Source organism: Ascidiimonas meishanensis, assembly GCF_037782385.1.
Lineage (GTDB): Bacteria > Bacteroidota > Bacteroidia > Flavobacteriales > Flavobacteriaceae > Ascidiimonas > Ascidiimonas meishanensis.
The window spans coordinates 306,338-328,672 of sequence record NZ_JBBEXD010000004.1; the positions used below are offsets into that span (position 1 = coordinate 306,338).

Consider the following 22,335-nt stretch of genomic DNA (forward strand, 5'->3'; position numbering starts at 1 on the left):
TAATTTAGTTATGATCTGCGAATTTTTTGCTCCCATTTCCATGCGGAAGCCATTGCTTCATCTAGTGATTTTTCTGCAAACCACCCTAACTCTTTATTTGCTTTGGAAGTATCTGCAAAAGCTGCCGTAACATCTCCTTCTCTTCTCTTAACAATCTTATAATTTAACTTTTTACCAGAAATTCTTTCAAAACTTTGAATAACTTCCAAGACCGTACTTCCTTTGCCTGTACCTACATTAAAAACTTCATAGTTAGTGTTGTTTTTGCTGTCAATTAACCTTGAAAGTGCTTTTACATGAGCCTTGGCCAGATCTGTTACATCAATATAATCACGAATACAAGTACCATCTTTAGTCTCATAATTATCACCAAATACTGAAAGTTGTTCTCTTACACCAGATGCGGTTTGTGTAATAAAAGGTACTAGATTTTGAGGCACTCCTAAGGGAAGTTCACCAATCTCTGCACTCTGGTGCGCCCCAATGGGGTTAAAATAACGTAAGGAAATTGCTTTAAAAGTTTTTATTACACTACAAGCGTCATGAATAATTTCTTCGCCTATCTGCTTGGTGTTTCCATAAGGAGAAAAAGCAGTTTTAACTGCGGCATCTTCATTTATGGGCAGTGAATCTGCCTGACCATAAACAGTACAGGAAGAACTAAAGATAAATGAAAAATCAACAATATGGGTGCAGTTCTGAAGCATGTATATTAAAGAAACTAGATTATTTTCATAATAATCTACTGGTTTTTGCACACTCTCCCCTACTGCCTTGAAAGCTGCAAAATGGATAGCTCCTTTAAGATCTGGGTGTTTTTGAAAAAAAGCATTAACGTTCTTTTTATCTCTCAGATCAATCTTCTCAAAAATAGGCTTTCTACCTGTAATACGTTCAATCCCTTCTAATACATCAATTGATGAATTTGAAAGATTATCCACTATCACGGGCTCAAATCCCGCTTCTTGAAGCTCAACAACCGTATGCGAACCAATGTATCCGAGACCACCTGTAACCAGTATTTTCATTTTCTGTCTAAAAATTCTAATAATTTAGAAGTTATGAAATCAATTTGTTCATTATCTAACTCCGTATGCATAGGTAGTGAGATTACCTCGTCTGAAAGATTATTGGTAACTAAAAAATCTTCTTCGTTATACCTGTTGTCTTTATATGCTTTTTGTCTATGCAAAGGAATTGGATAATAAACTCCACAGGGAATTCCATTATCATTAAGATGTTTTGCAAGGGCATCGCGGTCTGTGTCTTCAACCTTTAATGTATATTGATGAAATACATGACAATCACAAATATCGCAAATACCTTCACAACCATTGATTGTTTTTGGCACTGTAATTTTTGGATGATGCTGTAATCTCGCATTGTATTTTTTTGCGGCATCTCTTCTTTTTGCATTGTAGCTATCTAACAAAGGTAGTTTTGCTCGTAATACACCCGCTTGAATAGAATCTAACCTAGAATTTACGCCCACAACATCGTGATGATAACGCTTGTACATTCCATGATTTACAATCCCCCTTATTGTATGAGCTAAGTCATCATCATTGGTGAATATTGCACCTCCATCTCCATACGCACCAAGATTTTTGGAAGGGAAAAATGAAGTTGCTCCTACATGACCAATAGTGCCTGCTTTCTTTTTGCTACCATCTGTAAAGGTATAAGTGGCACCTATAGCTTGCGCATTGTCTTCAATAATTTTTAAATCATGTTCTTTTGCAATTTCCATAATGGCATCCATATTAGCACACTGACCAAAAAGGTGTACTGGAACAATTGCTTTTGTTTTGGGAGTAATTGCTTTTTTTACGGCTTCAATATCAATGAGAAATGTTTCTGGGTCTACGTCTACTAAGACAGGGGTAAGTTGTAATAAGGCGATCACTTCAACAGTAGCTGCAAACGTAAAATCAGCTGTAATTACTTCATCTCCCGGTTTTAAACCCAAACCCATCATAGCAATTTGCAGAGCATCCGTTCCATTTGCACATGGAATAACATGTTTAACATCAAGGTATTTTTCTAGCTCTTTTTGAAAGCCGTGAACCTCTGGTCCATTAATGAATGAAGCAGTCTCTATTACTTCTTTAATAGTCTTATCTACAGCCTCTTTTATTCCCTCATATTGACCTTTAAGGTCTACCATTTGAATTTTTCTCATCTAATTATTTGTGGTATTTCATTATAACAATAATACGAAATAAAGCAACGATACCCAATGAATTTTGTACAAACGCTGTATTTTAGCAATCAAAGTTTTTACTGTGCATTTTATTTATAACTTTCTAATTAGTTTGACAACCTTAGTTGTTAGGTTGTTTGCTCTTTTTAATCCGAAATTAAAGCTTTTTATTAATGGTCGTAAAAATGTTTTTGAGATCCTTCAAAAACAACTAGAGCCAACAGATCATGTAATATGGTTTCATGCTGCATCTTTGGGCGAATTTGAGCAAGGACTCCCAGTAATGGAAGGCGTGAAATCAAATTTCCCCAATCACAAGATCTTAGTCACCTTTTTTTCTCCCTCTGGTTATGAAATAAGAAAAAATCATCCGTTACCAGATGTTATTACATATTTGCCATTAGACTCTCTGAAAAACGCTAGAAAATTCATTCAATTAACTAAACCATCCATTGCCGTTTTTATTAAATACGAATTTTGGCCCAATTTTTTACACGTGCTTGCAAAAGAACAAACACCTGTAATTGCCATTGCTTCTATTTTTAGAAAGAATCAAATATTCTTTAAATCTTATGGAGCGTTTATGAGGAAAGCAATAAAAACTGTAGATCATTTTTTCGTTCAAGATTCTGATTCACAGCTTTTACTAGAATCCATAGGAATTAAAGATACAAGCTTATCTGGGGATACCCGTTTTGATAGGGTATCTGAAATAGTAGAAAGAGATAATTCATTGGATTTTATAGCTCAATTCAAACAAGATTTTTTATGTATTGTTGCAGGAAGTACCTGGCCAGAAGATGAGGCAGCCTTAATTGAATACATCAATCAATCAGATGCTAATTTAAAGTTTATCATTGCGCCGCATACAATAAAACCTGAAAAAATTCAAAAATTAGCAGCACAGATCTCAAGACAATCTGTATTGTACTCTCAAATGAACTCTAGTGACGTTAAAAATGCTCAGGTGTATATTGTTGACACTATTGGTTTACTCACTAAAATTTATAGCTACGCAGATATTGCCTATGTTGGAGGTGGGATGGGAAAAACCGGACTGCATAACACTTTAGAACCTGCCGTTTTTGGCATACCTGTACTAATTGGTTCTAATTATCAAAAATTTAAAGAAGCACGTGATCTTGTAGCTTTGGGAGGTATTCTCACTATAAACAATTCAGAAGAGCTCATTAAAGAATTAAAAGAACTGGTGACCAATAAGAAAAAAAGAGACGCTACTGGAAAAATTAATCACGATTATATCACCCAAAACAAAGGTGCTAAAGTCCAGATACTTGATTATATTCGTACATTACTTGAAACTAAAACTATTTAAAGATGAAAAAAATATTTTTTCTATTGTTTACGATCATTTTGATAAATGTATCATTCACTTCTTGTAAAGAGGAAGATCGTGAAAAGACACAGGAAACAATTGAAAATGCTTCAGAAGATGCAGAGGATGCATTAGAAAAAGCGGCGAATGATATTGAAAAGGTAGCGGAAGAGACAGAAGAAACCATAGAAAGTATTGCGGAAGAAGCCGAAAACACCGTAAATAAAGTAAAAGAAGGAGTAGAGGAAACTAAAGATGCCATTAATGACACTAAAGACGCCCTACAAAAAGCTGGCGAAGATGTTAAGAAAACGGGTGACTCTCTCAAAAAGAAAATAGGATAATTCTATACATAATCAATCACGTTAAACCTCTCACAACACTGAGAGGTTTTTTGTTTTCATATACCGGAATTCCCATTTCAATGACTCCTATTTATTTCATTCAAACTATTTCAACTTTCCTTTTACACAAACCTTAAAAAGCAAAATTTTTAGTTAATTATTAGACGAAATGGTTGTGAAACCAAGTTTTATTTGTATCTTAATTTTTAAATTTTTTTATAAAATGAAAAAAATAGCCCTTTATATACTTACATGCGTCGCAATTAGTTTTTCCATAAGTTCATGCAATACGGAAGATCGTCAAAAACTACAAGAAGTTATGAGTAATACTTCAAAAGAAGTTGAGTTAGTAGTTGAAGATGTAGTAAAAGCTCAAGGAGCGATAGAAAAAACATCAAAAGAAGTGAAAGCAACACTTGAGGAAGTTAATATAAACCTAGATGTTGAAGATATCGCAGTAGATACTAAACTAATAGATGAAACATCTGTAGATGTAAAAACAATGGTTGAAATGGCTACAGAAGGCGCGGCAGCTGAGTCTAAAGAATTAGTTGAAAAATTAGCTTTAGAAACTTACAAAAAAGTTCATGAAGAAGGGGTAAAAACCATTGCAAAAACCAAAGTCGCTTACGACAAGACAAAAGATGCGGTTAGAGCAGCTGGAAATAACTAATTTTAAATCCTTCCAAAAAACAATTAGATAACGAATTTATGGGTAATCAGCAGCACTCGGTTTTCACCAGAGACTTTCTATAAATTTTTTCTACAAAAACAGTGTTTTACACCTGTAAAAACAGGAAAAACCACCCCTTTTAATACATTCCCATTTACGAGATTTGAAGTATAAAGTATTTATCGGAAATGGTACTCCCTCAACAATTATATGCAAACTGTATAAATTGGTTCTCACTTCTAATTTTTAGAAAAAAAACAATTTTCTTTTTCATCCTTAAGCCGACCATTTGTGTCATCTTTATTGGTGGTACATTTAGTGCTAAAATTCAAGCACAATACTGGCATACCACTCATTATTCTGTTGAAAATGGACTTCCAGATAATTATATTTATGGTTTTGAAATGCAAAACGACTCCTTATTAATTGCAACAGATGGCGGCATTGCTTCTTTTGATGGTAAAAATTTCACTCCTTGGCATAGAGAACAGTTAAAATCACCCGTAGTTGTTTTTAAACCTAATCTAAAAGACTTAGTTGTTTGTTCGTGGCAAGATGGGCTTTTGATACAAAAAAAAGAAGGTTTTACAAAACTTAGCGACTTAAGAATTAACAAAGTAATAGCTTCTAGCAAAACTCATTTATTTTATAATTCTTATCGGAAAGATTACTTTCTAAATATAAACCCAAATAGGGAGTTAGATACAGTTATCAAGCTTAAAAATGAAGATAGCCATAGACTCGTTGCTTTAGATACAGCCCATATTATTATTTCACATCAAAATGCGCTCCATTTTTATGATTTCAATGGAAAGATTCTTTTTCAAAGACAAGAAAACTTATTAGAAAAATCAGAAATACTTGCAGCCATCAACAACCAACTGTTTTTTGGTGGAAAAGACGGCGTGTTAAGGTGGTATGACAAAGAAGATTTCAAATCTACTTACAGCTATTTAATTGATCCACAAAAAAGTATCACCAAAATTAAAAACTACAGCAAACAACAACTATTGATTCAAACTTCAGACCACAATGAAAATAATAATTTATACGTACTCACTTTCAATACGTCTTTCAAAAAAGTAATTAAAGCAGAAAAGATTTTTAGCGTCAAAAACGGCATCAGTGATCTTTTTGTGGTGAACCAACTAATCTATATTGCTTTATACGGTGATGGGTTTTTCAAAATACAACCCGCATTCATTAAATCGTTTAACAAAGAAGATACAAAACTTCCTATTCCGAAATTTATTTTTGAAAATTCAGACGAACAATTGGTCTTTAGTACCGAAAACACCTTTTATACCTTAAAGGACGACGGAACTTTTAAAACAAAAAATATTCCCGTAAGAATTAGTGCTATTTTCAACAACCAGAACAAACTGTTTTATTCCTCTTTTAATAAACTCTATGATGAACGTTTTACTAAAATTGCCGATGTTAGAGTAACCGATCTGTTGAAAAGCTCATCTGATGAATTGCTTTATTATTCCAAATACTATTTTGGAAGAATTCAAAAAGATAAACGTCCTGAAGAACTTTTTTGTGTAGATCATCAAGATGAGCATAAAAAAATAAACACCGGACTTTATGAAAATGGAAGTGTGTTTTTAGGCACTGAAAATGGCATTGTATTTCTTACTAAAAACAGGAATCACAATTGGCTTGAAACAGCACATATTTTATCTGAAAAATTTAACGGAAAAACGGTTAATAAAATTCTTAAATTTAAAAATGGTTTATTAATTGCTACCCCTTATGAATTATATACGTATTCAAAAAATGAGCTGTCTGTTTTTAAATTTAAAACAGAACCTCTTCAAATTAACACTGTTTTTTTAGATCATGAAAATGACTTGTTTATAGGGACGGATAAGGGTCTTTGGGTATATCTTAAAAATCACTTTTATCAATTTACCAAAGAAAATGGAAGTAATTCAAATTTTATATACCACTTCTTTGAAGACAGTAATCATACGATTTGGATTATTTCTGGCAATGGAATTATGCAACTTTTAAAACGTTGTATAGCTACTAGTAAACCTCCAAAAATTCAATTACATCCTCCAGAAAAAAATGAAAATGAAGTAGCCATCACATTCAAAAGTATTCAACACCTTTATCCAAAAGCAAGCAGATTTGAATATCAATTAAACAAATCAGAATGGAAACCTATTTCAAGTAAAAGAGTTGAGCTTTACAATCTTAAACCGGGTAATTATAAGTTCTCAGTAAGAGGCAAAAGTGTAAATAGTGTTTGGTCTTCAGAAAAGTCTGTTTCATTTGTTATTCTTCCTAAATGGTTTCAGACTTGGTGGTTTCGAATCTCAATTATGATTTTTCTTTTAAGTTTTACCACGTTCCTGTTCCTTAAACAGCTTTCTATTGCCAAAAAAAGGAATCAAACACTTACTAATGAAATGGATCAACGAATTTTACTTGAACAGAAAGTACAAAGACTACAAGAAGAAGTTGCCAGAGATTTTCATGATGAAATTGGCAACAAAATTGCTTCTATGATTGGGCTTTCAAGCTTGCTAAAAGGAAAAAGTAATATTGAAAGCCAAAGAATTGAAAAAATCACTCTTCTGTCAAAAGACATCTATGAGACTGCAAAAGACTTTATCTGGTCTTTAAGTCCAAAAAATAACAATCTTAATAGTTTGTGCAAATATCTTAGAGATTATGGTGAAAATTTCTTTGATCTATTTAGCGATATTGATTTTCTATATTATGAATCTTCACTTGAATCTTTTGACATTTCATACAAAAAAAGTAGACATTTAATTCTTGCCTACAAAGAAATATTATCTAATGTAGTAAGACATGCGCAAGCCACAAAAGTTGTATTAAAAATAGATCAAGACCAAGAATTATTACTAATTACAATTCAAGATAATGGGATTGGCTTTAATGAAAATGATATAAATTTTGGGAACGGGCTTTTGAATATAAAAACAAGAATAAAATTGATGAATGCAAGCCTAACTCTTAATTCTTCACAAGGTGTTACTTATAAAATCAGGCTATCTGTAGACGCTATAAATTAGTAAACATATGAAAACAACTTATGTATCTATTATTGAAGATAATTTAATTTTTAAGGAAAATATAAGCGAATACATCCAGAAACTAGACACTTATTTTTTACTAGGTGCTTATGAAAGTGCCGAAGCAGCTATAGAAGATTTCACGAATACAAATCAACCAGACCTCATTTTAATGGATATTGGGTTGCCAGGTATTAATGGTATTGAAGGAACTAAAATTATCAAAAAAATGTATCCTAAAACAGATCTCATCATAGTAACTGTTTATGAGGACAGTGAAATGGTTTTTGAAGCGTTGAAAGCCGGTGCTTGCGGATATCTAACCAAGAGTATTGGCTTTCAGGAACTCAGCAAAGCACTGGCTATTCTAGCTGCTGGCGGGGCACCTATGAGTCATAAAATTAGTAAAATGGTAGTGGATTCTTTTCAATTAAATCACAATGATAAAACCTTATCTATTCGTGAAAAAGAAGTTCTCACCTTAATTGCTCAAGGCAAAACCTATAGTCATATCGCTCAAGAACTATTTATTTCCAAAACTACCGTTCGTACACATATTAGAAATATCTATCAGAAGTTGCATGTACATTCAAAAGCAGAAGCAATTAAGGCTGCAAATGATAAAAAGATGATATAAAAAACAGCCCATAAATGGGCTGCTCATAAATTGCTTAGGCACATAATGCTTCTGTGCACCAAAAAGTTTCACACCCATCCATAGTGGGCTCATAAATAACACAGTCTTTTCTCCTAGTTATACAATTACAGGTGGCTGTTTCTGGCCCTCTCCCTTTAATTGCGTCTTTGTCAAGATTAGAAATTGTGTTCTTTTTTAAATTAAGTTTGCCATTTAAACTTCTTTTCTTCATAATATCATGTTTTTGATTATGAATCAAAGGTAGAATCTATACAAATAGAGAGACTACTGCAAAATGTATGATTTTTTAATAATTTCTATTACCTCCGAATAAAAAAGTCCGGTTAAAGACTTTTACAAAAAAAAGTAGCTACTCTTGAAAAAACTACTTCAAAGACGTTTAAAGATTTTGGATTGAGTTTATCTGTAAACTCAATCCCACGTAAAAAAAGATTATACAAGTCACTACTTTTAAAATTATCTGCTTGTGATATGGTTCTACTAAGTAGAGTATATTGTATTTCTCCATATCCAAAAACTGACTATTAAAATAAGTATGATGAATATTGCTTTTGTTCCAAACAATAGCTTTCTCCATGCTAGTATTTTACTGTTTGGGTTTTTTATTGAGTCTAAAAAGAATCCTAGGGCAACATAAGGCATTGCTAATACAAGCAGTATATTCTGTTTTATTGCATTGCTAAATTTAAAATTTAGTAGTGCGTGAATTGCCCTTTGAGAACCACAACCAGGGCATTTATAACCTGTTAATTCTTTAAAGGAACATTTTGGAAAATAAGTATATTCAGCTGGATTATAAATTTTATAAATAATAACCAATAGTACTAGGCCTAGGAGCATAGCACCCCAGAATCTTATTTTTTTAAAATCCACTTACTGTTCCTATAATGGCGAGTATCAAATATATAACGCCTATCGCAAGTCCTAACCAAAAACTTACGCTTGTCCATTTTTTGGCATCTCTAGACGATCTATTTGCTCCTTCAATATCACCTGCATAAAAACGTGACTCCACTTTTGCCGCATTTACAATGCCAGCAATTCCAAATGGTAAGCAACAGAACAAGGTTACTAAAATGGATTCCAGCAACCATGTTTTTGGAGGTTTTTGATTATTTACATTTCCCTCTGTACTGCTTATTGAATTAGCGCTAACCACTGGTGGAGGAGATAAAACAAATAGTTCATCCAATTCTGGAACACCGCTAGCAGGCTTCCAATCTCCTAGTCCTTCAAACCATATTAGCGTTTCTCTGGAAATGTTTTTCTCTTTCAATTCTCCCAACGTGAATGGTCCAAATTTATCTGTACCATCTGTGTAAAAATACTTTTTCATATGAGGTATTTATTGTCTTTATAATCATTACCAACTTAGGCAGATTTGTATTAAAGAGATTTCTCTGATGTCCTTGAAGCCAAAACATTTTAGAAACCAATTATATACTCATTTTAAACATGTATCAACTGCTTGTATTATCTCTAACAAACCCAAACCTACTAAAAAAACGCCATTCTTCCATAACCAAACAACGAAATCCTATATGATTGAGTTAATAATTGCTTTCTTAAATATCAATAATTACGCATAAAATAAAAAAGTCTTTTTTATAAGGGTTAAGAAACTCAAAATATCTTCAACTGCTGCTAAATAAATAGATGTGCAAATGCAACATAAGGTCTTTTTAGACAAAACCGAGGCTTAAAAAATTGATTTTTAGGCTAAAGCATCCTAATCTCTAAAACCATAGAACAATTGACCAAAAAATCCTTTTGGAACCTTTTTATCTCCTGGAAAACCGAGTTTAATAGTTCCGCTATCTTCAGGGATATAATTGTAGCCAAACAAATAATCCCATAAGCTAAGGCTTATGCCAAAATTAACTCCGTATGTGCCTTTTGGCAACTTATGAGAATGATGGTATAAATGCATTACTGGATTGTTAAGAACATATTTTAAAGGTCCCCAAGATAATTTTATATTGGCATGGTTTAAATGCCCTATTGTGATTGCAAAAAAATGAACTATATAAGCTTGTTCTGGTTCAAAACCACCTAACAACATAACTCCTGCCGTTTTTAATGGTTTATACAATATATTTTCCATCCAATGATACCGTAAATGAGCAGCAAATCCCATTTCTTTTACACTGTGATGCACTTTATGAAATCGCCACAAAAGAGCATATTTATGAAGCAATATATGGGTACACCACTGCACGAAATCCAGCACTACGAAGAACACTAGCAATTGCACCCAAACAGGCCATTCTGTAAGATCTAACAAAGCAAAGCTTTTGATGGTTATCCCAGCTTTTTCAAATAATGTACCTATAATCTTATAAAACCCGCTGATAACCATAGCAAATAAGAAAAAATTGAAAAACATATAGAAGCCATCTAGCCAGAAATCCTTTCTGAATATTGCTTGATTCTTTCGCCACGGAAACATAATTTCTAAAATCCATACTATTAATGAAATCATCACAAGACCCCAAAAGTAGTTGGAGTACCATGGTACTTCCCAGAGGATGGATTTCCATGTCCACCGTACAGTTCCAGAAAAGCTATTCCAAAAGATTTCGAGATAATCCATTACAAAAATTAAATATTACTGTTTTAACTGAAAAAGATACTACTATTCTACACCTTTTCAAAGACCAATGTAGTCATACAACGCAAATCGTTTACATTGGTAGTTTTAATAGGTTCAATCAAGCTAAGCTTGAAATCGTTACAAATAGTATCTAAAATTTCTTGATTCATTAAAAAACGTTCATCACCATCTCTTAGCGCATAAATGCCATTTTGAATATGCTCAAAAGCATTGTTTGTAGCAAAACTTGAAGCCATGCGCACAAGCAAACTCCCTTTTACTTTTAAAACTCTTTCCAACTCCGATATCATTTTATAAAAATGTGCTTTATCATTAGCAAAATGAAGCACTGCAGAAGTTATAATATGATCAAAAAAATGATTCTTAAATGGCATTTTTTTTATGTCTGATTTTATGAAATTCCCTGCACTTTCAGCATACATGATTTTTGCTTCTAAAATTGCTTCCTCAGAACAATCTACCCCATAAATATCAAATTTATTATGAAAGAACCATTTGAGATTACGACCATATCCGCATCCCGCATCTAATATTTTCTGTCCTTCGCTATAACGCCCTTTAAGTATTTGATCAATTACATAAATATCTGTATTACCAATGAGTTTTGTAATCTCTTCCATGCCAACACTCTCTAAAAGTTCATAAAATTCTTAAGGCAAAGTTATCAAACTTAAAAGTGTGTTTTATAGAAAGGTTGGGTCTTACTTATAAATAGTTCCTATATAAATTGTTCATATTTCTAATGGTTACCAACAACTAAATAATTAAGTGAAGTGAAACTTATAAGCATATATATATTGAACCTTAAAATAGAAAATGTTATAAAAATATCCTCTAAGCATAAAAACGTGCTTTGATTACATGATATTGACCATTTATGAATTTAAAATATAAAATTTCCTACACTTATTCTATATTCGTTACTTGTTCTATTACTAAAGTAATTTATTGCTTTTGATCATACCAAAATAGCGATCAAACTCGTTAATAGAATAACCTGAGAGTCACGCTGAAAATCTCATAAAGAGTAAGCAACAAATAATTTATATGAAAAAAATATTCTGCGCCCTTTTTATTTTAACATCCTTTCTTGGTTTTTCTCAAGAAGATATTCCAGAAGCTGAATTTGTTGGTGAGGCATTTGTAATTCAGCCTGATAATTCTATTGTTAAATTAAAGAAAGAAACGGTTAAAATAAGAACAAGAACAGGGGTAAGTGTTTATCTTACTGGAGTAGGAAAAACAAAAACTAAGATAAGTACAGATGGCTGCTGCTCTGAAGTTGTTATCAAACCTAAAGATGAAATTAAGATTGTAGTTAAAGCAGCTAATAATGACAATGATCCTATATCTGCTATTCAGATATTTAAATTAACACAAAAGAAAAATAAAAGAGTTGCCGAATTAGCTTCTTTTGGAACTTTTAGTGGCAACGATAATAATAAGCTTGATTACCTAAAATTCAATGGAGAAAAGTATGGGGAGAATTCATATTTACTAACTATAAAAGAATTTGAAAGAGGTGCAGAGTATGGTATTATGCTTGCTGTGACCAATGTCTATGTTCAAACTTCCAATACCGTTATATCTACATTTGCTGTTGAATAAAACCTAAAGCTAGTAGACTTTAAAGCATTTAAGTAACTTGTTATTTTAAAAAGCTTGATTTCCATACTTTTAAGATGAATCCTATAAAAAGCTTCTTGTGACAGAGAAGCTTTTGAACTTGTGCGGGCGAAAGGACTCCCTTCGATTTCACTCAGGGTAAACTTCTCGTCCTTCCTATCTATTAATTGATTCCCTACAAAAAAGCCTCTCAATACAGAGAAGCTTTTGAACTTGTGCGGGCGAAAGGACTCCCTGCGATTTCACTCAGGGTAAACTTCTCGTCCTTCCCATTTTTTAAATTATTACCTACAAAAAAAGCCTCTCAATACAGAGAAGCTTTTTGAACTTGTGCGGGCGAAAGGACTCGAACCTTCACACCTCACGGCACTAGATCCTAAGTCTAGCGTGTCTACCAATTTCACCACGCCCGCAAGTGATTGCTAAGTTAATAGCTGGGTAAATTGTGGGTGCAAATATAAGCAAGATTTTGGATAAACAAATTCATTTGTAGAAAAAAATGATGTTTCTAAATACATCTTACAAGTGCTATTTACACTTCATTTTTGTAAATTTGAGCTATAATTAAATATACTCCATGGAAAATATAGATTCCTATATTGAAAATAACAAAACTAGATTTATAGAAGAACTTATTGAACTGCTCAAAATTCCTTCGGTAAGTGCTGATGCAGCCTATTCTCAAGATGTATTAAACACTGCTGATGCAGTAAAGAAAGCATTGGAAACTGCAGGCTGTGATTTGGTGGAAATTTGTGAAACACCTGGATATCCAATTATTTATGCAGAAAAAATAATAAATCCTGAACTACCTACAGTACTAGTATATGGACATTATGATGTACAACCACCAGATCCTATTAATTTATGGGAAAGTGGCCCATTTGAACCCGTTATTAAAGAAACATCAATTCACCCAGATGGCGCTATTTTTGCAAGAGGAGCATGTGATGACAAAGGACAAATGTATATGCATGTAAAGGCAGTAGAATACATGATTCAAACCAATCAACTTCCCTGTAACGTTAAATTTATGATTGAAGGAGAAGAAGAAGTTGGATCTGTGAGCCTTTCTAGTTTCGTAGCACAAAATCAACATAAACTTGCTAACGATGTAATTCTAATTTCAGATACTGGCATGATTGCCCAAGATATACCCTCAATTACAACTGGGCTTCGTGGACTAAGCTATGTTGAAGTAGAAGTTACAGGACCAAATCGTGATTTACATTCCGGATTGTATGGAGGCGCTGTTGCCAATCCAATTAATATACTGGCCAAAATGATTGCATCACTCCACGATGAAAATAACCATATTACCATTCCCGGATTTTATGATAAGGTGGAAGAATTATCAAAAGAAGAAAGAGCTAAGATGGGAGAAGCCCCCTTCTCTTTACAAAATTATAAGAACGCCTTAGATATCAAAGAAGTTTATGGAGAAAATGGATATACTACGAATGAACGTAATTCCATTCGTCCAACGCTAGATGTAAATGGTATTTGGGGAGGATATACAGGTGAAGGTGCTAAAACGGTCATCGCTTCAAAAGCGTATGCAAAAATATCTATGCGTCTGGTTCCTAATCAAGATTGGAAAGAGATTACAGATTTATTTACCCAACATTTTGAGAATATTGCTCCTAATAGTGTAACCGTTAAAGTAACCCCTCATCACGGTGGACAGGGTTATGTAACCCCTATTGATAGCATTGGATATCAGGCAGCATCAAAAGCATACCAGCACACTTTTGGTAAAATTCCTATCCCCCAGAGAAGCGGTGGTAGTATCCCCATTGTATCACTTTTTGAAAAAGAACTTAACAGTAAAACCATTCTTATGGGTTTTGGATTAGATAGTGATGCCATTCATTCGCCAAATGAACATTTTGGAATATTCAATTATTTGAAAGGAATAGAAACGATCCCCTATTTCTATAAATATTTTGCAGAAATGCACTCTTAGAAAGCAATCAATAAAATGAAAGTTCCAGAAAACTGGGAGTTGCTTAAAAAAGTTTCACACAATGAAATTAAGCCCTTTGTCAAAGAATGTTTGGAAATAAATGGTTTTTATAAGCGTTTTTATTTTTTAATTATGCTTATTTCTATAGCAACTCTCACTGCTGTAATTACATTTACCATAGTAACATACTTTACAAAAGGTGATCTTCATGGGGTTGTCCAGTTACTCTCGTCATTTTTATTTAGCTTCACAATACTTGTTCTCATTCATGAGTTAATTCATGCCATAGCATATAAGATAATGGGGGCTAAAAACGTTTATTTTGGAGGAAGTATTAAAAAATTCATATTCTATGCTGCAAGCGATCAAGACATTGTTAACGGCATTGCTTTTAGGTTCATAGCCTTAGCTCCATTTGTTATTGTTTTGGTAATTGTTATCTTACTTTATTTGATTTTTCCGGTATACCATATATTTTTTCTTACCATAGGTACACTCCACACCTTGTTTTGTGGAGGTGATTTTGCAATGGTGAATTACATTAGTCAATATCCCTTAGATTCTGTATTAACCTTTGATTCTAAAATCAATAAAGAAAGCTACTTTTATCTTTGCTCTTCCGAAAATCCAAAAGCCAAGTAACATTTTAAGTTTCCCTGCGTTGTTATAACATACATCAATCAAAACTCCCAGTTATGCTAAAACGTTTCTTTATTATTTGTTCTGGTGCTGACCTTGAATTACTTGACAATTGCTCCAATGGTGAGCAAAACAAATACGCAGGAATTGGCGCTACGGTATTTTTTACCGCAATGATGGCTTTTATTGCAGGATCTTATGCTCTTTATACCGTTTTTGACAATAGCTATATCGCCATATCATTTGGATTGATTTGGGGACTTTTAATCTTCAACCTGGATAGATTTATTGTAAGTACCATCAGAAAAAAAGATTCTTTTAGGAGTGAATTAATTCAGGCTACACCCAGAATTATATTAGCCGTAATAATAGCGGTAGTTATCTCAAAACCCTTAGAACTTAAAATTTTTGAGAAAGAAATTAATCAAGTATTGCTAGAAGAAAAAAATCAGATGACCCTAGAGAACAAAGGGCAAATAGCGGCACAATACACGCCAAGGATCACTAACTTAAAACAGGAAGTTGCTACTTTACAAGGGCAGATTGTTTCAAAAGAAGCAGAAGTAAACACCCTTTATGAAACATTTATTACGGAAGCAGAAGGTACTTCTGGTACTTTTAAACTGGGTAAAGGACCTGTTTACCAAGAAAAGAGGGAAAAACATGATGCTGCACTTGCCGAATTACAAAATTTACGTCTTGAAAATCTACAAAAAATTAAAGCCAAAGAACTAGAACTTGCCTCTATTAATAATACTTTTAATGAGAAGGTACTAAAAACTCAACCTATTATTGATGGTTTTGATGGCTTGATGGCAAGAATTAATGCACTTTCTAAATTGCCATGGTTGCCCTCTTTTTTTATTTTCCTTTTATTTTTAGCTATTGAAACCTCTCCGATTATTGCAAAATTGTTAACAGACCGTGGTGTATACGACATGAAGTTAGAAGATTACGAGAATACAGTAAAAGCCAATGTTACACAAAGAAATAAAGAACGAGCTAGTATGACCGAAGCTGGTTTTGTTATTAATGATAAAATTTACAAGGATATCACAGAAGATTCTGAATTGTACGATTATAAAAAACAAAAATCAAAGGCTGTTCTACAAATGCAGGCAGATGCATTTTACGATAGACAAAAGAATAGCCTCTAAAAGTAAATGCACCTGGCAAAGAATTGGGGGAACTTTGCAGGTGCATTTTAATAAACTTCAAAAGCAGGTTTAGAGTATATTTTAATCTGTGGTTTTATTTCTTATTCAAAAGTAGGTTAAGTAATGTTTTTGTTTGATTTATTTAGACCATTGAGCCATTAGCTAAGATGAATGGTAGTAATAGATAGATTAACATACGAATCTATTACACTGTCTCCATTCGTAGATGTTTGATCATTTTTTGTTGGGCCGCTTTCTGAGCTGCAGATAATGAATTCTTAAGATCTTTTTTTGAAGTAGCAGCAGCTATTGTTCTTCCATGAAAAAACGTGCCCCACCAATAACCTTCTAATTTTTCAATGAACCGAATTTGTAGAAGATATCCATCCTCCGTTTTCGTTTCCTTACTCCACTTATTACCATTCCATTTCATAATTGCGATATTTACAGCTACTTAACTTTATTTCTTATTACAAGGTAAATTTAGATATATGGATAGCCTAATCAGGATGTATTTCGACCAGTAGAGTTTTTGTAAGGTTAAATGGACAATAGAACGAGATAAATAGCTAAAAACAGAATACCCTGACAAGAAAAATGTCAGGGTAAACTGGTCTTCAAAAATGGTTATATGTAATCTTGATTTATTCTAATTTCAGGGTGCCGAAGATACTTGTATTTTCAGTTCATCATTCTCATTTTCGATTAATGGAATTTTTCCTACGATAAGTGGTCATTTTACGTCGATAAATTGTAAATAAAGAGAATTTTATTTCACTTAAATTAACGAATTTTTGTATTTTAAAAAGTGAATAGCTATTAGAAAAGATAAGGCTACTTATAATTATATATCCAACTATTTTTAAGTATAAGAGGACAACAATATACAAACTATTGCAAGTTGTTTGAAAGTTTTAAAAGATAGCTCTATGAGCAGATGTTCATTATAAAAATGGTATTAATTGTTGATCTCAACATTAGTTTAGTAATCTTAAATGTATAAAAAATGCCTGCTCGGATTTGGGGGGGAATCATTACCGGCAGACACTTTTTGGCGTTATATTTTAATTTAAGCTGCGCTTCTAAATACTAAGTTTTCTCGATTTGAATCTAATTTTAATACTTTGACAGTAGGTGTCTTAAATACGTTGATTAAACTATAAGCCAACCAGATATTAATTAGCCTATACGGAATTTGCAGCGCATCTTTCATTCCTAATTTAGAATCATCTGCATGTACCCATCTCAAAAGTGCCTTCTCTTTCATGTAATTCATTACATTTTTTCTACCATATTTAGATTTCATACGTAAAAATATCTCTACATCAAACAGCCATCTGCAAATAAAATCACTCTTAAATATTACTGGTATAATCTCTCTGGTAAACACTTTTGCTCCGCATTGAGTATCCTTAATGGGTAATCTTAAAATACCGTATATAAACGTTTTGATAACTTTTGAAAACAGTCCTCTTAAAGGGTTTCTTTCAATACCATTTACAGAAATACTTCTGGAACCAAAAACTAATGAAAGGTTATGATCGCTCTTTAGTTTATCTACTAATAATTTAAAGTCTTTAAAATCGGTAGAAAGATCTGCATCCAAATATCCCACATAAGAAGCATCTACTCTATTAAATAAATAAGTTGCCCCTGCTTTAACCGCTGCAGCTTTGCCTTTATTTTGTTTTATATCTACCACACTTATTCGTAGTGGAAATTTATTTTTCATTTCATTAAGAACCTTCATAGTATTATCCGTACTACCATCATTCACAAAGCATAAATGGAAGTTTTCCTCTACAGTAATAAAATCTAGAAATGCTTTTGTATTTATTCTTTTCTCTTCGTTATAACAAGGTATGATAATTCCAGTTTTCATAATTCTTTGATTTGAGGTTTATGAGGTAAAAGTACTTGGTAAAGGGAGTTGGCTTAGACTATTTTCGGTTGACAGCCATGAACCATAGACGAATTGTAACTTTAATAAGGTTAAATTCATTCCAAAGAAAAGCCCCTAGATTGAAATCTAGGAGCTTTTAAAAAATACTAAATGTAAATATTAATTCATAGGCTCAAATTGAAGTTGTTTGATATCTGTTTTAAGATCTATACCTCTAAATCTGTAGGCAAAATAGATAGCACTAATGTCTTTAAATGCCAAAACAAAATCTCTTTTACGCAATCTTGATTCACCTACCGCTTGCCAATCTTTTAGCTCGAATTGATGAATTTCTCCTCTAGAGCCTTCTTCTTTAGTTTTATTAATACATCTAATAAAAAGTTCAATATCAAATAACCATTTACTCAAAAAGGGCTTATTAAAAATATAAGGTATGATAGCTGCTTTAAATATTTTAGCACCACATTGCGTGTCTTCAAAAGGAAGTCCAAAAGTAGTACGTATGACATACTTTGCAGTTCCCGAAATCACCTTTCTAACATAAGATTTTACAATTTTGGTATTTTCCCCTCTCGTGCCACATATAAAATCACAGTTAGCAGTGTTTTCTAATTGTTGATTCATCTGATGATATTCATCTAAAGAAGTAGAGAGATCTGCATCCAAAAACCCTAATTGATCTAATTTATGATTTAAGTACAAATGCTTTGTACCTTCAAGAATGGCAAAGGATTTTCCCTTATTTAAAGAAAGATTTAATATACTTATATTTTCAGCTGATTCTTCCTTTAATTGTTTTAAAACCTTTAGTGTATTATCTTTACTTCCATCATTAACAAAACAGAGGTGATAATTTTGGTGCGTTTTAATAAACTCTTTAAAGACTTTCTTTTGTAGGCGTTTTTCCTCGTTAAAACAAGGAATAATAATTCCGTAGTTCATACAATTTTAAGATTTGGGTTCAAGTTAATTTGGGACGTACCAGATATATAATGGGGCTTAACACCTTGTACTTTGTTGAAGGGCATTACAAATATAGTTAAACAAAATTAACATTTGATATTTTTTCGATGAATGGAAATGACAACAGTTATTCGTTTTTTTTTCTTGCTATAGTTGTAGGATTAATTTTTAACGTATCTGCTATCTTCTTTACTCTTGAAACTACCTATGATGCACTTATTCATTTATTCTTTGCAGATCATTACGCAAATAATTGGTTTGAGCCTTGGGAATACAGATGGTATACTGGCTTTACGGTTATGGGGTATCCGCCTTTAGTACATCAACTTATAGCACTATTTTCTTATATGGGTGGTTTGAAGTTTGGGCTCTTCACGGTGGCTGTTATTTGTTGTGTACTTTTTATTACAGGAGTATACCGTTTTGCAAATCTACTCATGGCAAATCAAAAAATTGCAGGGTATACTGCACTTTTGGCCGCATTATCTTCTTCATTTGTAGAAACGCTTCATATTTTCGGACAACTCCCTAGCATCATGGGAATTTCTATTTTGATGCACGCTTTACCAGAAATTTATCAGTGGATTAAAACAGGTCGGTATAGATACCTTCTCACTTCACTCTCCTTAATTGCGGTAACGGTCACTTCACATCATGTGACACCTATTTTTGGAATGGTATTTTTCATTTTTCCTTTAATTGGCATGGTGATAATGGATACAGCCAGAACACAGGTAGAATCCATGCAAGAAGTAACCTTTAAAGTCTTTTTTAAAGCCTTCTTATCTCTTTTTAAACGCATCATTAGCTTTGGGATTTTATCTTTAATTATTATTATCACCTGCATTCTACCCTATTGGATTAACTCCAAAAACAATCCCATAACTCAAGTGCCTATTCCGCATGGTTCAAGGGATAATTTTTTAGAAGTCACTTCTTCTGGGCTGGTATTCTTTTTAATTCCATGGGGAATACTTCTATTCTTATTGCCCTACATTTTTTATAGGTATTACAGCAAACGATTTCTCTTTTTTGGGCTCTCTATTAGCATGCTCACGTTGCTTGGAACCGGTGGAACTACACCACTGCCAAAAATAATGCTTGGAGAAACTGCTTTTAATATTCTAACCTTAGACCGCTTTACCTTATGGGCATCTATTATGTCTTTACCTGTATTTGGTGAATTTGCATACAGATATATTGAAGGAGATCTTAGAGAGTGGATTCGTAAAAAATTTGGATCCTTATATCATCAACTATTAGGTGGTGCATTGGCAGCCGTGTTTTTATTTATGACTGTATTTACCATAAGTCTTGGATATTTTAGACCCTCACAACCACAGAAAATTAAGATGCTACCTATTATCAATTTTTTAAATCAAGATGAACATGATAAATGGCGTTATCTCACCCTAGGTTTTGGAGATCAAATGGCATGGTTATCGGCACAAACTAATGCACTTACAGTAGATGGCAACTATCACTCTGCCAGAAGACTTCCTGAGTTGACTACTAGAGCAATTGAACGTCTTGAGAATTCTAAGTTTAAAGGTATAGAAGGTATTGGTTCTTTGCAGCAGTTTCTAACAGTACCAGAAAAATACAACCTAAAATATATTTTCTCAAACGATAAATTCTATGATCCTTTATTGTATTTCTGTGGGTGGCAAAGGCTAAGACAGCTAGAGAATGGAATTATGGTTTGGGAACGCCTCAATATTCCTCCACTATCCAGTATTTTGCCAAAAGACGAGGTGGCCACTCCATTAAAACTTATGTGGGGAACCATTCCTATACTTACTTTGATTTTAGCTTTTATCATTAATATTCAATGGATATGGCTGCAGAAAATTCAACGAAAAAGCACATGGCAATTAGATTATTTTAGCTTTACAACTAGTTATGACAAGTTTTCTTCAAAACTAGTATGGATTTCCAAAGTATGGGCTGTGTTTATAACTTGTATTGTAGGTTATGGGATTTTTCATTTTTACTTAAAGAACGAGGCATCCTTAACCCCTGAAAATGTTGTAAAAGCTTATTTTGACGCTATTGACTTCAAGGAATTTGAAACTGCATTTACCCTGTTAGATCCTAAAAGCGAGCTATCCATAGAAGAATATATGCTTCGTATCTCAGTGAATGATGGTATTCTGAGTTCTTATGCCAAACTGGAAGCAATTGAAATGGAAACATTAAAAAAACAAAAGAATACAGCTAATGTTAAAGTGCAGACACAATGGATTACTCCTTTGGAGAGGATTGATAAGACCTATCTAATTTCTACGGTAAAAAGAGATGGCAAATGGTATATGCTTCCAGAAGACATCGATACCGATATTCCGCCAGATCAATTCTTTATTCAGAATACTACAGGGTTCTATAACCACGGAAGAAGAAAAATAACTACGCAACAAACGCATCATGAAGATATCTTAAAACAACCTGTATTAGAAGTTCTGGAGGCTCGGCTTATCAGATCTAAAGATCAATATGTTTTAGTGGGTGAAATTCAGAATGTAGACAATATTCCTGCAGATATTTCGCTAAAAGCATCCCTTTATACCAACACTGATAAAAGACTGGCTACCTTTAACGCCAAGTATCATGTTAAGCACAAACTATTACCCAAAGAAATTAGCACTTTCAGAATAAACTTTGAAGGAATAGCCTGGTCTGAAATTAGTGACTCCATTCCTAAAACATTTAATCCTGAAGAGTTTACACCGCTATCATTACAAGGGATTCCTGAAAAATTTGATTTGTTGGTAGCTGCTAACGTAGCCACTTCTGATCTTTATAAAAAGGTGACCTTAAACAATCTAATAGTAGAAAATGGCATGGTGAATGGAGTTTTATTTAATTATGGTTTACAAGAAGTTACCATTGCTCAACTATTAATTTCTTATTTCGACAAAAATAAGAAACTCATAAAAGTAGCACATCATTTTCTTCCAGAAGGTATTCGTCCTCAACGTAAACAATCATTTAAATTTTCCTTAGCAGCCGTTTCTGATTTTAACATCGTATCAGAAGATATGAGCGCCATTTATATCAATGGCCTTCCCAATGATGAAATCTCAAAAAAAGCAGTATCAACAAGAAAAAATCAAAAACATCATTTTTTACAAAAAGTTGATTACAAAGAAGTTAAATACATTAAAATAGAGATCAATAGTTATGTAGGCAATCCTATTTAATAT

General features: G+C 32.9%; 20 protein-coding genes and 1 tRNA gene. 10 read left to right on the top strand and 11 right to left on the bottom strand.

Annotation, left to right across the window (positions count from 1 at the left end):
* Positions 1 to 8: 8 nt before the first annotated feature.
* Positions 9 to 1,028, bottom strand: coding sequence for a UDP-glucose 4-epimerase GalE (gene galE, locus WBG07_RS08985; protein WP_340200502.1), 1,020 nt, complete (start codon positions 1,026 to 1,028; stop codon positions 9 to 11).
* Positions 1,025 to 2,182, bottom strand: a complete 1,158-nt coding sequence (locus tag WBG07_RS08990; RefSeq protein WP_340200504.1) for a DegT/DnrJ/EryC1/StrS family aminotransferase — start codon at positions 2,180 to 2,182, stop codon at positions 1,025 to 1,027. The genes galE and WBG07_RS08990 overlap by 4 nt, the downstream gene beginning before the upstream one ends.
* A 133-nt stretch (positions 2,183 to 2,315) precedes the next feature.
* Here WBG07_RS08990 and WBG07_RS08995 point away from each other — a divergent pair, with 133 nt between their 5' ends.
* The 5 genes from WBG07_RS08995 (at position 2,316) to WBG07_RS09015 (ending at position 8,243) form a co-directional block, all read left to right on the top strand.
* Positions 2,316 to 3,539 carry a 3-deoxy-D-manno-octulosonic acid transferase gene (locus tag WBG07_RS08995; protein ID WP_340200506.1) on the top strand — a complete coding sequence of 408 codons (1,224 nt, stop codon included), beginning with the start codon at positions 2,316 to 2,318 and terminating at the stop codon, positions 3,537 to 3,539.
* A 2-nt stretch (positions 3,540 to 3,541) separates the two neighbouring features.
* Positions 3,542 to 3,883, top strand: coding sequence for a hypothetical protein (locus tag WBG07_RS09000; RefSeq protein ID WP_340200507.1), 342 nt, complete (start codon positions 3,542 to 3,544; stop codon positions 3,881 to 3,883).
* Between the two features lie 223 nt (positions 3,884 to 4,106).
* Entirely contained in the window at positions 4,107 to 4,556 is a 450-nt protein-coding gene (locus WBG07_RS09005) for a hypothetical protein (protein ID WP_340200509.1), read from the top strand.
* A gap of 188 nt (positions 4,557 to 4,744) precedes the next feature.
* A complete protein-coding gene (locus WBG07_RS09010) occupies positions 4,745 to 7,606 on the top strand; it encodes a sensor histidine kinase (RefSeq protein WP_340200511.1) in 2,862 nt (953 codons plus the stop codon).
* A 7-nt stretch (positions 7,607 to 7,613) separates the two neighbouring features.
* Positions 7,614 to 8,243 carry a response regulator transcription factor gene (locus WBG07_RS09015; RefSeq protein ID WP_340200513.1) on the top strand — a complete coding sequence of 210 codons (630 nt, stop codon included), beginning with the start codon at positions 7,614 to 7,616 and terminating at the stop codon, positions 8,241 to 8,243.
* Positions 8,244 to 8,277: 34 nt separating this feature from the next.
* Here the strand turns inward: WBG07_RS09015 and WBG07_RS09020 are convergent, their stop codons facing one another.
* The 5 genes from WBG07_RS09020 to WBG07_RS09040 form a co-directional block, all read right to left on the bottom strand.
* Entirely contained in the window at positions 8,278 to 8,475 is a 198-nt protein-coding gene (locus WBG07_RS09020; protein WP_340200514.1) for a class I lanthipeptide, read from the bottom strand.
* Positions 8,476 to 8,744: 269 nt separating this feature from the next.
* On the bottom strand, positions 8,745 to 9,137 hold the full coding sequence (locus tag WBG07_RS09025) for a DUF2752 domain-containing protein (RefSeq protein WP_340200515.1): 393 nt from the start codon (positions 9,135 to 9,137) through the stop codon (positions 8,745 to 8,747).
* Complete coding sequence (locus WBG07_RS09030; RefSeq protein WP_340200516.1) at positions 9,127 to 9,600, bottom strand: CD225/dispanin family protein; 474 nt, start codon at positions 9,598 to 9,600, stop codon at positions 9,127 to 9,129. The genes WBG07_RS09025 and WBG07_RS09030 overlap by 11 nt, the downstream gene beginning before the upstream one ends.
* Before the next feature lie 393 nt (positions 9,601 to 9,993).
* A complete protein-coding gene (locus tag WBG07_RS09035) occupies positions 9,994 to 10,857 on the bottom strand; it encodes a sterol desaturase family protein (RefSeq protein WP_340200517.1) in 864 nt (287 codons plus the stop codon).
* Positions 10,858 to 10,904: 47 nt separating this feature from the next.
* Positions 10,905 to 11,498, bottom strand: a complete 594-nt coding sequence (locus tag WBG07_RS09040; protein WP_340200518.1) for a class I SAM-dependent methyltransferase — start codon at positions 11,496 to 11,498, stop codon at positions 10,905 to 10,907.
* Positions 11,499 to 11,925: 427 nt separating this feature from the next.
* Between WBG07_RS09040 and WBG07_RS09045 the strand changes: the two genes are divergently transcribed.
* Positions 11,926 to 12,486, top strand: coding sequence for a hypothetical protein (locus WBG07_RS09045; RefSeq protein ID WP_340200520.1), 561 nt, complete (start codon positions 11,926 to 11,928; stop codon positions 12,484 to 12,486).
* Positions 12,487 to 12,835: 349 nt separating this feature from the next.
* On the opposite strand, the gene WBG07_RS09050 is transcribed toward WBG07_RS09045, so the two are convergent.
* Positions 12,836 to 12,917: transfer RNA gene (locus tag WBG07_RS09050), tRNA-Leu, on the bottom strand.
* Between the two features lie 164 nt (positions 12,918 to 13,081).
* On the opposite strand from WBG07_RS09050, the gene WBG07_RS09055 reads away from it, so the two are divergent.
* From WBG07_RS09055 to WBG07_RS09065, 3 genes are read left to right on the top strand one after another with little or no spacing between them, the layout of a single operon-like run.
* Positions 13,082 to 14,470, top strand: coding sequence for a dipeptidase (locus tag WBG07_RS09055; protein ID WP_340200521.1), 1,389 nt, complete (start codon positions 13,082 to 13,084; stop codon positions 14,468 to 14,470).
* A 15-nt stretch (positions 14,471 to 14,485) separates the two neighbouring features.
* Positions 14,486 to 15,112: a DUF3267 domain-containing protein gene (locus tag WBG07_RS09060; protein ID WP_340200523.1), complete on the top strand. Its 627-nt coding sequence runs from the start codon at positions 14,486 to 14,488 to the stop codon at positions 15,110 to 15,112.
* A 53-nt stretch (positions 15,113 to 15,165) separates the two neighbouring features.
* Positions 15,166 to 16,266 carry a DUF4407 domain-containing protein gene (locus WBG07_RS09065; RefSeq protein ID WP_340200525.1) on the top strand — a complete coding sequence of 367 codons (1,101 nt, stop codon included), beginning with the start codon at positions 15,166 to 15,168 and terminating at the stop codon, positions 16,264 to 16,266.
* 205 nt (positions 16,267 to 16,471) lie between these two features.
* Here the strand turns inward: WBG07_RS09065 and WBG07_RS09070 are convergent, their stop codons facing one another.
* The 3 genes from WBG07_RS09070 to WBG07_RS09080 form a co-directional block, all read right to left on the bottom strand.
* Entirely contained in the window at positions 16,472 to 16,699 is a 228-nt protein-coding gene (locus WBG07_RS09070; protein ID WP_340200528.1) for a hypothetical protein, read from the bottom strand.
* Between the two features lie 636 nt (positions 16,700 to 17,335).
* A complete protein-coding gene (locus WBG07_RS09075) occupies positions 17,336 to 18,148 on the bottom strand; it encodes a glycosyltransferase (RefSeq protein WP_340200530.1) in 813 nt (270 codons plus the stop codon).
* Positions 18,149 to 18,328: 180 nt separating this feature from the next.
* Entirely contained in the window at positions 18,329 to 19,111 is a 783-nt protein-coding gene (locus tag WBG07_RS09080; RefSeq protein WP_340200532.1) for a glycosyltransferase, read from the bottom strand.
* A gap of 128 nt (positions 19,112 to 19,239) precedes the next feature.
* Between WBG07_RS09080 and WBG07_RS09085 the strand changes: the two genes are divergently transcribed.
* Positions 19,240 to 22,332 (top strand): hypothetical protein, encoded by a 3,093-nt coding sequence (locus WBG07_RS09085; protein WP_340200534.1) that lies wholly within the window; start codon positions 19,240 to 19,242, stop codon positions 22,330 to 22,332.
* Positions 22,333 to 22,335 lie beyond the last annotated feature (3 nt).

Coding starts and splice junctions, on each gene's coding strand:
- galE (WP_340200502.1), bottom strand. CDS start 1,028: ATGAAAATACTGGTTACAGGTGGTCTCGGATACATTGGTTCGCATACG.
- WBG07_RS08990 (WP_340200504.1), bottom strand. CDS start 2,182: ATGAGAAAAATTCAAATGGTAGACCTTAAAGGTCAATATGAGGGAATA.
- WBG07_RS09000 (WP_340200507.1), top strand. CDS start 3,542: ATGAAAAAAATATTTTTTCTATTGTTTACGATCATTTTGATAAATGTA.
- WBG07_RS09005 (WP_340200509.1), top strand. CDS start 4,107: ATGAAAAAAATAGCCCTTTATATACTTACATGCGTCGCAATTAGTTTT.
- WBG07_RS09010 (WP_340200511.1), top strand. CDS start 4,745: ATGGTACTCCCTCAACAATTATATGCAAACTGTATAAATTGGTTCTCA.
- WBG07_RS09015 (WP_340200513.1), top strand. CDS start 7,614: ATGAAAACAACTTATGTATCTATTATTGAAGATAATTTAATTTTTAAG.
- WBG07_RS09020 (WP_340200514.1), bottom strand. CDS start 8,475: ATGAAGAAAAGAAGTTTAAATGGCAAACTTAATTTAAAAAAGAACACA.
- WBG07_RS09030 (WP_340200516.1), bottom strand. CDS start 9,600: ATGAAAAAGTATTTTTACACAGATGGTACAGATAAATTTGGACCATTC.
- WBG07_RS09035 (WP_340200517.1), bottom strand. CDS start 10,857: ATGGATTATCTCGAAATCTTTTGGAATAGCTTTTCTGGAACTGTACGG.
- WBG07_RS09040 (WP_340200518.1), bottom strand. CDS start 11,498: ATGGAAGAGATTACAAAACTCATTGGTAATACAGATATTTATGTAATT.
- WBG07_RS09045 (WP_340200520.1), top strand. CDS start 11,926: ATGAAAAAAATATTCTGCGCCCTTTTTATTTTAACATCCTTTCTTGGT.
- WBG07_RS09055 (WP_340200521.1), top strand. CDS start 13,082: ATGGAAAATATAGATTCCTATATTGAAAATAACAAAACTAGATTTATA.
- WBG07_RS09060 (WP_340200523.1), top strand. CDS start 14,486: ATGAAAGTTCCAGAAAACTGGGAGTTGCTTAAAAAAGTTTCACACAAT.
- WBG07_RS09065 (WP_340200525.1), top strand. CDS start 15,166: ATGCTAAAACGTTTCTTTATTATTTGTTCTGGTGCTGACCTTGAATTA.
- WBG07_RS09070 (WP_340200528.1), bottom strand. CDS start 16,699: ATGAAATGGAATGGTAATAAGTGGAGTAAGGAAACGAAAACGGAGGAT.
- WBG07_RS09075 (WP_340200530.1), bottom strand. CDS start 18,148: ATGAAAACTGGAATTATCATACCTTGTTATAACGAAGAGAAAAGAATA.
- WBG07_RS09080 (WP_340200532.1), bottom strand. CDS start 19,111: ATGAACTACGGAATTATTATTCCTTGTTTTAACGAGGAAAAACGCCTA.
- WBG07_RS09085 (WP_340200534.1), top strand. CDS start 19,240: ATGAATGGAAATGACAACAGTTATTCGTTTTTTTTTCTTGCTATAGTT.